At 60.9% G+C, this 12,700-nt stretch carries 12 protein-coding genes; 3 read left to right on the forward strand and 9 right to left on the reverse strand.

The annotated features are described in order from the left end of the window. Nucleotides 1-11: 11 nt before the first annotated feature. Together VMA09_09510 and VMA09_09515 are read right to left on the reverse strand one after the other, a co-directional pair. Nucleotides 12-1,619 carry an FAD-dependent monooxygenase gene (locus tag VMA09_09510; GenBank protein HUA33828.1) on the reverse strand — a complete coding sequence of 536 codons (1,608 nt, stop codon included), beginning with the start codon at nucleotides 1,617-1,619 and terminating at the stop codon, nucleotides 12-14. Further along, on the reverse strand, nucleotides 1,601-2,281 hold the full coding sequence (locus VMA09_09515; GenBank protein ID HUA33829.1) for a TetR/AcrR family transcriptional regulator: 681 nt from the start codon (nucleotides 2,279-2,281) through the stop codon (nucleotides 1,601-1,603). The genes VMA09_09510 and VMA09_09515 overlap by 19 nt, the downstream gene beginning before the upstream one ends. A gap of 205 nt (nucleotides 2,282-2,486) precedes the next feature. Here VMA09_09515 and VMA09_09520 point away from each other — a divergent pair, with 205 nt between their 5' ends. Continuing rightward, nucleotides 2,487-3,161, forward strand: a complete 675-nt coding sequence (locus VMA09_09520; GenBank protein ID HUA33830.1) for a hypothetical protein — start codon at nucleotides 2,487-2,489, stop codon at nucleotides 3,159-3,161. A gap of 15 nt (nucleotides 3,162-3,176) precedes the next feature. Here the strand turns inward: VMA09_09520 and VMA09_09525 are convergent, their stop codons facing one another. The 6 genes from VMA09_09525 to VMA09_09550 all read right to left on the reverse strand — a co-directional run bounded on the left by VMA09_09525 (nucleotide 3,177) and on the right by VMA09_09550 (nucleotide 8,445). Then, entirely contained in the window at nucleotides 3,177-3,650 is a 474-nt protein-coding gene (locus tag VMA09_09525; GenBank protein HUA33831.1) for an OB-fold domain-containing protein, read from the reverse strand. Nucleotides 3,651-3,664: 14 nt separating this feature from the next. Then, nucleotides 3,665-4,894 carry a hypothetical protein gene (locus VMA09_09530; GenBank protein HUA33832.1) on the reverse strand — a complete coding sequence of 410 codons (1,230 nt, stop codon included), beginning with the start codon at nucleotides 4,892-4,894 and terminating at the stop codon, nucleotides 3,665-3,667. Between the two features lie 21 nt (nucleotides 4,895-4,915). After that, nucleotides 4,916-5,647 (reverse strand): glucose 1-dehydrogenase, encoded by a 732-nt coding sequence (locus tag VMA09_09535; protein ID HUA33833.1) that lies wholly within the window; start codon nucleotides 5,645-5,647, stop codon nucleotides 4,916-4,918. 169 nt (nucleotides 5,648-5,816) lie between these two features. Next, the gene (locus tag VMA09_09540; GenBank protein HUA33834.1) at nucleotides 5,817-6,467 is read right to left on the reverse strand and encodes a TetR/AcrR family transcriptional regulator; all 651 of its coding nucleotides are present in this window, start codon (nucleotides 6,465-6,467) and stop codon (nucleotides 5,817-5,819) included. Between the two features lie 31 nt (nucleotides 6,468-6,498). Continuing rightward, entirely contained in the window at nucleotides 6,499-7,290 is a 792-nt protein-coding gene (locus VMA09_09545) for an SDR family NAD(P)-dependent oxidoreductase (protein ID HUA33835.1), read from the reverse strand. A gap of 3 nt (nucleotides 7,291-7,293) precedes the next feature. Continuing rightward, nucleotides 7,294-8,445 carry an aromatic ring-hydroxylating dioxygenase subunit alpha gene (locus VMA09_09550; protein HUA33836.1) on the reverse strand — a complete coding sequence of 384 codons (1,152 nt, stop codon included), beginning with the start codon at nucleotides 8,443-8,445 and terminating at the stop codon, nucleotides 7,294-7,296. Between the two features lie 160 nt (nucleotides 8,446-8,605). On the opposite strand from VMA09_09550, the gene VMA09_09555 reads away from it, so the two are divergent. Beyond that, on the forward strand, nucleotides 8,606-10,282 hold the full coding sequence (locus tag VMA09_09555) for an NAD(P)/FAD-dependent oxidoreductase (GenBank protein ID HUA33837.1): 1,677 nt from the start codon (nucleotides 8,606-8,608) through the stop codon (nucleotides 10,280-10,282). 32 nt (nucleotides 10,283-10,314) lie between these two features. After that, a complete protein-coding gene (locus VMA09_09560) occupies nucleotides 10,315-11,442 on the forward strand; it encodes a hypothetical protein (protein ID HUA33838.1) in 1,128 nt (375 codons plus the stop codon). 2 nt (nucleotides 11,443-11,444) lie between these two features. Here VMA09_09560 and VMA09_09565 read toward each other — a convergent pair whose 3' ends face one another. Further along, entirely contained in the window at nucleotides 11,445-12,578 is a 1,134-nt protein-coding gene (locus tag VMA09_09565) for a helix-turn-helix transcriptional regulator (protein ID HUA33839.1), read from the reverse strand. Between the last annotated feature and the right edge of the window lie 122 nt (nucleotides 12,579-12,700).

Below are 12,700 nucleotides of genomic sequence, written 5' to 3' on the forward strand. Positions count from 1 at the left end.
CGACATCGGCTTCAGTGCAGCAGCGCGCGCAGTGCCTGCGCGAGCTCGCGATCGGGATCGCTCGGCAGCCACGGCATCCGCCACGCGACGTGGCCGTCGGGCCGCACCAGCACCGCTCCGCGCAGACCTAGTTGGTAGCCGTCTTCGGGATTCACCGAGGGCATCGTATGCAATCCGAGCGGCACGCCGATTTTGTCGGCCACGCGCCGACCCGCCTCCATCCATTCCCCGCCCATCGGACCCGCGACCACGCTAAACTGTTTGTCAAACCAATCGAGAGTCGAGGTTTTGCGCGTGAGGTCGAGCCATATGTGCGGAAATCGCGAGCCCGGCCGGTCCGTCGGATGGTAATGGCGAGTGTCATGGGTGGGAGCCGCGGTTCCATCCTGGATTACCGCCCCTTGTTCGTAGCTGAAGCCGAGGCCCTGGCCGGTGCTGTGCAGATGGTTGTTGACGTCGTTGATTCGGAACGCGATCTGGTCGGCGTTACCCGATTTGATCGCCTCGGCGGCCAGCGGAAAGCGAATTGAATTACCGATACTGAAATCGGCGTTCGATTCCGCCACCGGCTTGCGCTCGAGGTTGTAGCTTTCGAGCAGCGTCTCCGACGCCCAGCCCTTCAGCACGAAGGCGATCTTCCACGCCAGGTTGTGAGCATCCTGCACGCCGGTGTTCAGGCCGAAGCCGCCAGTCGGCGGAAAGCGATGGGCCGAGTCGCCGACGAGGAACACCCGGCCCCGCTTGAACTCCGCGGCGACCTGCCGGCTCATCCTCCATACCGAGCGGCTGATCACTTCCACGCCGAGGTCGGCCACCCCGGTCTGACGCCTGATGAACTCGACAAGTTGTTGATCATTGTGCGGGAGCGCATTCTCATCCGCGCCCAGCGAAAATATCGTCAGCCAGCGATCGCGTCCGTTGGTGTTGAGAATAGTGGACGGCACCGAACCCGATTCTTTCGAAGTAATGAAAAACGCCGTGGTGTTGCGCGCCGCTTCGAAGCGCGAGAGGTCGCCTCGCCAGTATTCGTTGGCCATCACGGCCAGCACCGCCGGACCGACCATCTCGATTCCCACCGCGCGCCGGACGGGGCTGCCCGCGCCGTCGGCCGCGATAACATAACGCGCCCGCCACTTCGTTTCTTCGCCGGTCTTGAGCGAGCGGACTTTGACACTGGCCCGCTCGCCCTCGTCCACTACCGAACTGACTTCGGTTGAGAACAAAACGCGGGCGCGCCCTGCCGATTTGATTGCTTTCAGTACTTCCTCTTCGACCGCGTCTTGCGCGACGATAGACTTCCAGGTCGGTGACTGTCCCAGGTCCGGCTCCGGAATCGTGCGGCCATACTCCTTGCCCGCGACGCTTTCGACAAAGGCGAATACATCGGAGTTGTGGGGCAGGCCGCGCGTCCGAATCGTGGCTTCGACGCCCCATTGACGAAAGAGCTCCATCGTCCGCACCAGGCATCCGCGCGATTTCGGATGATCCGTCGTCGTGGGACTCTTTTCAGCCACCACGCAATCGATTCCGAAGCGGCCGAGCAGCAGCGCCATCGAAAGACCGACCGGCCCGCCGCCGACAATAAATACGGAAGTCTCGTTCACCATTTGGTCCGCCATTGCGGTCTCCTTGATTTCGATCTGACGCAGCGCGAGCCGGCGGCGCCGGTTGATGCGCAGTTCGCCACGATCAAGCCGACGATCGATTCAGCGTAGCTCCGCCATCTCGCCGCCGACGGAGCTTTCTTGGCCACGATCGTTTCCATGATCCAGAACCCTCCCAGCGAGTCGAAGAAATGCGCCGCCAGCAGCCGGGGATCGCCGCCAGGTTTCTGTTTCGCCAAGTGCAGTGCCAGCCGCTCGACGCGCCCGCGGAACAGGGCAGCGAAGCGCGCCGCGAGTTTTATCGTTGGCGAGTCTGGCGAGAGGCGGGAGGCCTCGCTCATAAAAAACGCGGTGACGACGCGATACTCGTTCAGTACGGCATAGAACCAATCGGCTATTGCGAGAAGTTGTTCGGAAAGCGATCTCTCGGCGTTGTCGGCCAGCGTCGCACTCACTTCGTCAGCGGAAAAAAAGGTGCGCTCGACGATTGCCGCAACAATATCGGCCTTGCTCGCGTAGTAGTGGTAGAGCGTTCCTTCAGTGAGCCCGACTGCGCGTGCGATATCGCGCATCGACGCCGCATGCAGGCCGCGCTCGGCGAACAAACGCAACGCTTCATGCACAATCGCATCGCTGCGATTGGTGGCGGCCTTTCCCGATGCGGTTGCGCGTCCCATCCCTCTGCCTCAATCAATCAAGTGATTGATTGCATCATGAGAAACGGCTGTCAAGGCACGAATGAAGCTTCACCCTGAAATAGTTTTTTATCCGGACCTCTCGTTCCTGTTTGTCATTCCAGCGCCGAATTGAGATATTGGCGCCCGTCGTCTCCCGGAGCGTGGCCGTTATCACGAAAGTGGGAGAGGCAAAGGGAAATTCGCAATGGCCTCAGTACTCGTTCCCGATACCGTTTACCAGCCACCGCGAGCCGCAGTATCAGCTCAAGCTGCGGGTCCTGCGCCGCTCGACAATCTGAAGGGGGTGATCGTTCGTGCCACCAAGATTCAGATACAGAACAATCACAAGACTGATCTGCTGGGAAGAAAGGAACCCGCTGACATATACCCAATAATCCTGGTCGCGAGCGACCAGAGTCAGCAGCCGGCGCAACTAGGCTCGCCCGGAATTTTCAATGGTATCTTCAACGGCGATGACCTTCCGATCGCCGATCCGGGCTTCACCGTGGAGCGATCGCTAGGCGCGATTCCCTCTTTCCTCGATATCCATGTGCTGGTGATGCGGAGCTTGCAGCATCAACGCGACGTGGCGCAGGCGATCCAGGCGGCGCTGCAAAGCACGGAGGGCCAAGCGGCCATGACCGCGCTTAAGACCATTGTCACGGGAGCCAATCCGATCGCGGGAACCGCAGTCGCGATGGGAACGTCGATCCTTACAATCGTCACGAAAGTCCTCTCGCAGGCCAAGGACGAGCAGATTTTCTACGGTGTGACTTCGCTGGAGCGCGAGCCCGATAACCTGGGCATCGGCGTCACCCACGTATTCACTGACGATCGGAACGCGCTGGTCAATATCCAGGTAGTAGGACTGTATCACTAACCAGTCCCGTTCGTGCTACTCGCTGAATCGCCAGGTATTTTCGGCGGTGCCGGTTATTTGCCAGCGGGGCATCACTATTTTTGCGTCGTTGGTCGGCTCGAATATCACCTTGCATGGCAGACCAATAGCTACTTCAGATTCATCGTTGGTTAGCACGCCGGCGACGCGAGTGACGGTGCCGTCTTCCTCTTTGCAATCGTCGAGTTCGATGATCGCAACCACATATGGCACCGCTTCAATAAACGCGCCGACGATCGGCTGCGTCACGACGATGTAGCTGTGTATGACCCCGGTGCCGGCGGTCTCGAACCATCCGATGTCCATCGACATGCACTTGCTGCACGCCGGGATCGTCGGCGGGAACCACTTGTGACCGCACTTGCTGCATTGATGCACGAGATACTTGTTCTGGCGCGTGGCCGCCCACCATTCATGGGTATCGGGATTAGGCAGGATACGCAGCTTCGAATAGTCAATTGTTACCGCCATTGTTGTGACTCCTCTTACGCCGTCATCCCGCGCAAAATCAGCGAGCTCGCCATCGTTTCCGTCCCCCACGCCATGCCGCAGCAGATCCTTGCTTTGCGTAGCTGACGGCATCCCTTATCGCGATCGTAAGTATGCTTGCCGTCGGGCCATCCTGCACAGGCATCATCGGCGCGATGCCTTAGCTGGCGCACATTTTCGATCACCATCTGCACGCCGTGCGTATAGCCTTCCGACAGATGGCCACCCGATAGGTTGCTCGGCAGCTCATGATCGATTTGCAGACGCCCGCCCTTGACGAAATCGCCCGCCTCGCCCGGCCGGCAAAAGCCATTCGCCTCGAGCTGAATCAGCGTCGTGAAAGTGAACGCGTCGTAGCATGAAACGAAATCGACATCGCTGTGAGTAATCCCGGCCATGCCGAACGAGCGCTTCCATCCATAGTTTCCGGCAACGTGATGCAGCACGGGACGCGAGTAGTTCCACTGCGGATTATCCGCCATCGTGCGCGCGTATCCGCCCAGAATAAACACAGGAGGCTGACGTAGATCGTAAGCGCGCTCGCGCGAGGTCACGATGATCGCGGCAGAAACGTCAGTTTCCTGGCAGCAATCGAGCAGGCGGAACGGCTTCGCCACCCAGCGCGAGCGCTGATGATCCTCGATCGTGATTGGCGAGCGATGTCTCGCCTTGGGATTGAGGCTCGCGTGATAACGGTGCGCAACCGCGATCTCGGCGAACGCCTTGGTGGTGCATCCGGTGTCGCGCAGATAGCGCATCGCGGACATACCGAACCATTGCGCGGGCGTGGTCCAGCCCCATCCCATGTAAAACTGATTGTCACCGTCAGCAGTCGCGACCGGAATCGGACCACCCGGAATCTGGCCGCCCATGCGGCGTCCGGAGCGCCCGTTCATCGAGCGAAAGCATACGATCGTTTTCGCGTAGCCCGCTTCGATGAGACCGATCGCATGCGCGACCAACGCCTCAGTACTCGAGCCGCCACCGACGATATCGAGGCAGTAGTTGAGCCGCAGCCCGAGCGCGGTCGCGACATGTCCCGAGCTCGTCGAATCTCCCACCTGGTAGCTCGTCATGCCGTCGATGTCCGATGCTTTCAGGCCCGCATCGGCCATCGCCTTGCTGACGGACTCGCAGGCCATCGAAAGCGTCGTGCGATTCGACGGACGCATATGCGGAGTCTCGCCGACCCCAACGATGCAGTATTTGTCAGTGAGCGCACCCATTTCGATCCTCGCTGTTAGTCGTCAGACCGTTGCGCCGCCGTCGACGGTGAATTCGGCGCCCGTGATGAAGCTGGCGGCGTCCGAAGCAAGGTACAGCACCATCCGCGCGATATCTTCAGGCTGTCCGATGCGCGCGATCGGCGTCGCGCGCACCATCGCCTGATTGAGGGCGTCGGGATTGCCCTTGAGCATCGGAGTTTCGATCACGCCCGGATGGATAGAGTTCACGCGGATTCCATCTGCCGCGAGCTCGAGCGCGGCACACTTGGTCATGCCGCGAACGGCCCACTTGCTGGTGGCGTATGCGATCATGTTCCGCACACCCTTAAGCCCCGCGCCTGACGAGATGTTGACGATCGAACCGCCGCCACTCGCGCGCATCACCGGCGCCACGGTTCGCATACCAAGGAAAGGACCGCGCTGGTTAATGCGGGTAATTTCGTCGAAGTCCTCGTCAGTCGTATCGAGCAGCGATCGCATCCGGTAGATCGCGGCATTGTTGACGAGCACGTCGAGGCGCCCGAAGCGATCCTTGGTCGCGTTGACGACGTGCGTCCAGTCGGCCGCATTGCTCACGTCGTGCTTTGAAAACGTCGCGAGATCGCCGAGCGACTTCGCAACGTCGTCGCCTTCGGGCAGAACGTCGGTCAACATGACGCGCGCACCTTCGGCCACAAAGAGTCGAGCCTCGGCTTCGCCCTGGCCGCGCGCGGCGCCAGTAATGATCGCGACTTTTCCATCAAGAGTGCCCATCGATATCTCCCCACGCACACGAGCGTGATTGCGGATCGCTCCATAATTGCGAACCGAACAGTCTCAGCCTCTCTAGCACTGGTCAGACGAAAACCGCGAGCGCTTGCGCTATCGGCAAATCGTTCGCAATGCCAGATGACTTGTTGTTAGCGGTTCAAGACATACGGCGTCAGCGCGAGGAGCCAGCTGCAACGCCGCGGACGAGCAGCCGCACCAGCAGATCGGAAAGTTGATCGACGTCGAGCGCGCCGGTCTGGCGGTACCATTCAGGGGCATAGTTCGCGGCGCCAATTATGAGCATCCTCAGCGCACTGCGATTTACCTTGGGATCGAGCTCGCCGGATTTCATCGCCGCCTCGATCAGGTCATCGAAAAATTTGCCGTACTTGCGAAATCTCTCGTTGACCCGTTTCCATACGTCTTCCGGCGCCTGGCCGGTCGAGTGGGCCGCCGCGCGCGCGTAGTCGCTCTCGACGAGCTGGAACCTGAGATGCGCAGAAACCGCGGCGCACAGACGCTCGAGCGGGGTGCGCCCGACTGGCAATTTATCCACCACGCTTTGCGAATGCGTGAACGATTGCCGCACGCCCTCGCGCAGAACCTCTTCGAGCAATTCTTCGCGCGACTCGAAGTGATAGTAGAGGCTGCCGGCCTGGGTTCCAGCCTCGGCGGCGATTTCGGAAAGCTGCGTGCCGATATATCCGCGCCGCGCGAGCACCTTCGCGGCCGCGTCGAGAATCTGCTTGCGTTTGAGCTCGCCCTTCGAGCTCATCTGCGGACGTTTCGCGTGCGCATACGCCCGCGCTGCTTTCACCGCCATGCGATCCCTCCTACTCCCACATGCATTGCGATCAGCGCATCGCGAAGCCGCCCGACACCGTCAGCATCTGACCGGTGAGCTGGCGGCCAGTTACTTCCGAGGCGAGGAACAAAACCGATTTGGCAATATCTTCCGGTTTCGACAGCCGGCGCAGCGGCGTGTTGCGAACGACATACTCGGTCTGCGCATCATTCATGATCGACTCACGATCGCGCCAGATCGAATCAGCTCCTAACTCTTCATTTTCGTCCGGCAGAACGAGCCCGGGCGCGACCAGATTTGCGCGAATTCCGTGGCGGCCGTATTCGAGCGCGATCGTTTTCATAAACGCGACGACTCCAGCTTTTGCGGCGGCATAGACGCTTTGCCGCGGCTCGCCGAATGCGGCCGTCGAGGCGGTCGCGACGATCGATCCGCCCCGCTGCTCGATCATTCGCGGCAACACCGCCCTCACGCAGGACATCGCGGCGCCGAGATTCAGATGCAGCAGATGGTCCCAGCTCTCGGGCGGAGTCTCGAGAAAGAACTTCGGCCAGTTCGCACCGACGTTCGCCGCGAGGACATCGACACCACCGAGCGCGCGCATCGCGTGCTGGCATGCGTCGGCGGCGGCATCGTGATTGGTCAGGTCCGCACTTACGACGATGGCAAGCGGCGCGCCGCGACGTTTCGCGTCGACCGCCGTGCGTTCCGCCTGGGCGGCATCCTTGTCGATGATCGCGATACGCGCGCCCTCGGATGCGAAGGCGAAACTTATCGCCTGGCCGATATGCGACGCACCGCCGGTGATAATAACGGCCTTATCTCTAAGTCCCAGCTCCACCGCTCAAGCTTCTCCGGACTGCTCGACAAGCTGGTTGAGCGACTGGTGAAAGAACGACAGTGCGGGCTCGATCCTGCCGTAGATGACTTCCTTCAGCGCGCCTGACGCGAGCGCGGCGTGGATATTCGCCATCATCGGGAAGTCCTCGGTCTCGGTAACCTGCAGCAGCATGTCGAGGTTTTTCTTCCAGTGCTTCTTCGCGGCATCGGAAGTGACCGGCTCCGGCGCATACAGGCTGGTCGAAACGATGCAGCGATCAACTGCCAGTGGAGTCACGCGCCACAGTTCGAGGTGATCGAGCTGATGCGTGAGCAGCGCGTTCGGCAGGAGGAAATATTCGATCGTCGTGTGCGGCAGGATGAGGCGGTCGGCCTGCGGCTTCTCGAGCTCGCGGTCGATACTGCGGCGGAAGTTGACGGTGCGCTGATGCAGGCCGTAGGTATCCCAAATTGAATGGCGATCGTCGTAGTAGGGCGCGATCGAGCGGCGATGCAGCGACGGGATGTGGTAGTTCTCGGTGAAAGTGTCGAGGATCAACTTCCAGTTGAAGTTCCACTCGCGGCTGCGGGTTTCGAAATGGGAATACTTCGGCAGATCGTACTCGGCGATCTCAGTCTGCATTCCTTCGAGCACATTGTCGATTGAAATCGGACCGCGCGCATTCGGCTGGACGTAAATCAAACCGTACTGCTCCGCGACCGCGACCTGGGACAGATTGCACTCGGAACGCGGCACATCATCGAAGCCCCATTCCTGCGGGCGGCCGAGCGCGGTGCCGTCGAGCTTGTAGCTCCACGCGTGATAGGGGCACACGAGAGCCTTGAGGCCGCCGCCGTTGCCGCTCAGGACCGGCGCGCCGCGATGACGGCATGCGTTGACGAGACCGCGCAGAGTGCCGTCGCCCTGGCGCACGACGGCGATCGGAAGGCCGCCAACATTGGCGGTGAGATAGGAGCCGGGCTCGCTGCATTCGCAACTAAGCCCGACCGGAACCGGGCGCTCGCGAAACAACACCCGCATCTCGCACTCGAAGCGTTTGGGATCGACGTAGGCGCTGGCCGGGTTGCGCATGCATGAGTCGGCGACGTCGCTCCATTCGCCGGTTTTGAATTGCAGGTACTTGTCGAGCAAGGCGCGCTGTCGTTCGGGCTTCATCGGGCGATCGGTTCCTTCGCTAAATTGAGGTAAACCTAATTCTAAACAGGATTTGACTTTTTTCCAATGGTGTGAGCAGATATTTTTTAAGAGACTTGGATAGCCGGTGGAATTGCGCCCAGGCAACGGCCGGGCGACAGACGAAGAGCGGGAGCCAGCCATGAGCGACAAAACCAAGACCAATTACGAAGTGATCGTTATCGGCGCCGGCGTTGCCGGGATCTATCAGATAAAGCTGCTGTCGGACCTCGGCGTCGACGCCACCGTGCTCGACGCGGCTGGCGATCTCGGCGGCACGTGGTACGCCAATCGCTATCCCGGCGCACGTTTTGACTCGGAGAGCTACACCTACGGCTACTCGTTCTCGAAGGAACTCCTCAACGAATGGCACTGGAAAGAGCGCTTCTCGAGCCAGCCCGAGAACCTCCGCTATCTGAATTACGTCGCCGACAAATTCGATCTGCGCAAATACATGCAGTTCAATTGCAAGGTCGAATCGATGCGCTTCGACGAGGCCACCGACCAGTGGCGCCTCCATCTCAACGACGGCCGCGACTTGACATGCCGTTTCGTCGTGATGGCAGTCGGTTTGCTTTCGATTCCGACGCCACCGCGCTTCAAGGGCATGGAGAAGTTCAAGGGCCGTTCTTTCCACACATTTCACTGGCCGCACGAGCCGGTCGAAATGGCGGGCAAAAAAGTCGCCGTTATCGGGACCGGCGCCACCGGTATCCAGGTGATCGCGGAGATCGCTGACAAGGTCGGCGATCTGACCGTGTTTCAGCGCCGTCCCAACTGGTCCGCGCCGCTCAACAATGGGCCGATCTCCGAGACGGAAATGGCCGATATTCGCGCCCGCTACGATCAAATCTTCAAAACCTGCGCGCGCACGCCCGGCGGCTTCGAGCATGAGCCCGACCGGCGCGGCTTCTACGAGGTGTCGCCCGAAGAGCGGCGAGCGCTGTGGGACAAGCTTTACAACTCACCGGGATTTGCAATCTGGCTGCGCAACTTCCGCGAGATTTTCACCGACGAGAAAGCGAACGCCGAATTCTCCGCCTACGTCGCGGACAGGATTCGCCAGCGCGTGAAGGATCCGGCGACCGCGGAGAAGCTCATCCCGCGCGATCACGGTTTCGGCGTGCAGCGCGTGCCAATGGAGACGCGATACTTCGAAGCGTACAACCGCGACAACGTGCATCTCGTGGACATCAGCGAGACGCCGATCGTCGAGGTGACCGAGACGGGACTGCGCACGACCGAGCGCGACTACGACTTCGACGTCATCGTGTACGCGACGGGCTTCGACGCGATCACGGGCGCCTTCGATCATATCGACATCCAGGGCGTCGGCGGCGCCAGGCTGCGCGACCAATGGGCCGACGGTCCATCGACGTTCCTCGGCATGATGGTGCACGGCTTCCCGAATTTCCTGATGCCCTCGGGACCGCAGAGCGGGTCGGCTTCGACGAACTATCCGCGTGGAATCGAGACCGGCGTCAGCTGGTGCACGGACCTGCTCAAGTACATGAGGGAGCACGGTTATGTTCGCGCCGACGCAGCGCTCGAAGCGCAAGAGCGCTGGGCGGCGCACGTCAAGGAGATGTACTCCGCGATGCTCATGCGCAAGGCGAAATCGTGGTTCACGGGTTACAATTCGAACGTGCCGGGCCACGAGCACGGCAAGATCCGCTACTTCGTTTACAATGGCGGCGCGCCGAAATACGTCAGCAACATCAACGAAGTCGCAAGGAACAACTACAAGGGCATCGACTTCACGCCGGGTTCATTGCTCGGACAGCGTCAAGGACTCGAAACGGAGAGCGTCGGCGAGTAGATTCCTCGAGCGAATGGACTGAGGAGACGGCTATGCTGAACAAGCTCGACGACTTTCCGATTCACCAGACTCCGGAACCGATCGCGCATCCCGCGAGCAGCGACCGCAACGTTTACGATCGCACCTGGTACAACGGCTACGCCGAGGATGGCTCCTACTACTTCGGCATCGGGATGGCGGTGTATCCGCATCGCGGGATTCTCGACTGCGCCTTCAGCGTCGTCACGCGCGGCGGCCGGCAGCATAGCTTTTTCGGCTCGCGCCGCGCGCCGCTCGAGCGCACCGAGATGCAGGTCGGTCCGTTCCGGATGGAAGTCATCGAGCCGATGCGCCGGACGCGAGTGGTGCTGGACAAAAACGAAAGCGGCATCACCTGCGACGTGACTTTCTCGGCGCGCACCGCCGCGATCCAGGAAGGACGCCAGATTCTATGGTCCGGCACGCGCCGCGCGATGGACGCGACGCGCTTCGATCAGTTCGGCCGCTGGAGCGGCTCGATTAGCCATCCCGACGGCGAGATCAAGGTGGACGAGCGGGTCTGCCGCGCGACCAAGGATCGCTCGTGGGGCGTGCGCAATGTCGGCGAGCGCGAGACCGGCGGCGCACCCTCCGTTCCAGGCGGCATCTTCTTTTTGTGGGCGCCGCTTTTCTGGGACGATCACATCACGCACGGAATCTTCTTCGACGGCTCTCGTGGCGAGGCTCTGGTTCGCGAGGGAATCGTCGCGCCGCTCTATGCCAGCGAAGCTGAAGTGCCCGCGGTTCAGGACGGACGCGATCTGCGGATGGCCACGGCGCGTCATCGCGTGAAATACGTGCCGGGCACGCGGCTGGCCAAATCCGCCGAGATCGATCTCGTCGAGCTCGACGGCTCATGCCGCACGATCGCGCTCGAACCGATTCTGAGATTTCAGATGAAAGGGCTCGGCTACGCTCATCCCGAATGGGGCCAGGGGATGTGGAAAGGCGAGATGGCGATCGGCAGCGAATCGTTCGATCCGCAAAAACTGAATCTGCTGGCGCCGGAGAATATCCACGTCCAGCAGGTCGTGCGCGCGAGCGATGGCAAGCGCAAGGGCGTCGGCGTGCTCGAGCAAGTCGTCTTCGGCCCTTATGCTCCTGCAGGTTTCACGGATTTCGTCGACGGCGCAAAGGGCTAGCCTCAGATACCGCCGCGGCTCGTCCTGCGCAGGGCATCCCATGCAACCGACGCGGCTGCGACGCGCGATTCGACGCCGAGCTTCGGGTAGATGCGCTCGAGATGCTTGTCCACGGTGCGCCGGCTGAGATCCATGATCGATGCGACTTCGGCGCTCGTTTTGCCGCGCGCCACCCAGAGCAATACTTCGGCTTCGCGCGGCGATAGACCGAGATGCCGCGCGAGTAGCGCCGGGTTGTCGCGCTCGGTCTGCTCAGTCAACAACAACAGGTAACCCTCCGAACGCCGCGGCAAGATCCGCACGATGAGGTGCGCGCCTTCGGCGCCTTTTATCGTCATCGGGGCAATTGGACTCGGCCAGCAGTGTCTGTCGGCGAGCGACTCCTGCCAGTAGCGCCAGCGGCGCGCGATCACGTCGGGCAAACGATTCGCCGGCGACATCGCGCCCGCGTACTTCTCGAGCAGATCGATCGCGCGTGGCGAGGCGCTTATGATCTGGCCGTCACGCACGCGGATCGTGGTTGCGCCCAGGCAACCTTCCAACGCTTCCTGAGTCTCCTGCTGATCCTGACGCGCAGCGCTCACCGCTTTCGCGTTGAGGAACGCCTGCAGGAAATGCGGCCGCAGCATCTCGAGCATCTGCCCATCGCGTTCGGAGAAGTCGCTACGCTCGCGACTGAGCGAAAGCGCGATATGGTCATCCGTCTGCGCGGTCTTGGCAGACACCGTCATCAGGTACTCGATTCCCATCGGGCGAAAAATCTCGTTGTAGAGGCGCAGACGGCGCAAACTTCGGCGCGACGCAAAGTCCGATAATTTGAGCGCGCGGGTGTCTCTCGTGCGCCCGTAGTGGTCGACTAATGGATGTTCGTGCAAGGTTGCGCGCGCGGTGGCGTTGAAATCTTTCACGCCGAAGTATTCGGGCGAGGGTTCAATCCGAACCTTGATTCGGCCTTGCTCGATATTGATTTCGTTGTAGCCGCAAGTGTCGACCGCAATCAGCTGCGGCACGAGGCTGATCAAATGCCGCGGCAGCGATTCGAGGTCCTGCGTTACATAAAAATCCGGCAGGAGCTTGACGAACCGATCGAAATCAATGCGCGAAATATGCATGTGAATTCGGGGATTTACGTACATTTGCGTATTGTAACGAACAACGCAATCGCGTTTCTTCTGCCCAAATTGAGGGGACTGCGGTCGGAAACGGGGAGTCTGATTTGTGATTGCGCGAAATCGGTTTCGTTTTGCGTGGACACTCG

It is taken from the genome of Candidatus Binataceae bacterium (assembly GCA_035508495.1).
GTDB lineage: Bacteria > Desulfobacterota > Binatia > Binatales > Binataceae > JASHPB01.

Coding starts and splice junctions, on each gene's coding strand:
- VMA09_09540 (HUA33834.1), bottom strand. CDS start 6,467: ATGGCGGTGAAAGCAGCGCGGGCGTATGCGCACGCGAAACGTCCGCAG.
- VMA09_09560 (HUA33838.1), top strand. CDS start 10,315: ATGCTGAACAAGCTCGACGACTTTCCGATTCACCAGACTCCGGAACCG.
- VMA09_09530 (HUA33832.1), bottom strand. CDS start 4,894: ATGGGTGCGCTCACTGACAAATACTGCATCGTTGGGGTCGGCGAGACT.
- VMA09_09525 (HUA33831.1), bottom strand. CDS start 3,650: ATGGCGGTAACAATTGACTATTCGAAGCTGCGTATCCTGCCTAATCCC.
- VMA09_09535 (HUA33833.1), bottom strand. CDS start 5,647: ATGGGCACTCTTGATGGAAAAGTCGCGATCATTACTGGCGCCGCGCGC.
- VMA09_09510 (HUA33828.1), bottom strand. CDS start 1,619: ATGGCGGACCAAATGGTGAACGAGACTTCCGTATTTATTGTCGGCGGC.
- VMA09_09550 (HUA33836.1), bottom strand. CDS start 8,445: ATGAAGCCCGAACGACAGCGCGCCTTGCTCGACAAGTACCTGCAATTC.
- VMA09_09565 (HUA33839.1), bottom strand. CDS start 12,578: ATGTACGTAAATCCCCGAATTCACATGCATATTTCGCGCATTGATTTC.
- VMA09_09515 (HUA33829.1), bottom strand. CDS start 2,281: ATGGGACGCGCAACCGCATCGGGAAAGGCCGCCACCAATCGCAGCGAT.
- VMA09_09520 (HUA33830.1), top strand. CDS start 2,487: ATGGCCTCAGTACTCGTTCCCGATACCGTTTACCAGCCACCGCGAGCC.
- VMA09_09555 (HUA33837.1), top strand. CDS start 8,606: ATGAGCGACAAAACCAAGACCAATTACGAAGTGATCGTTATCGGCGCC.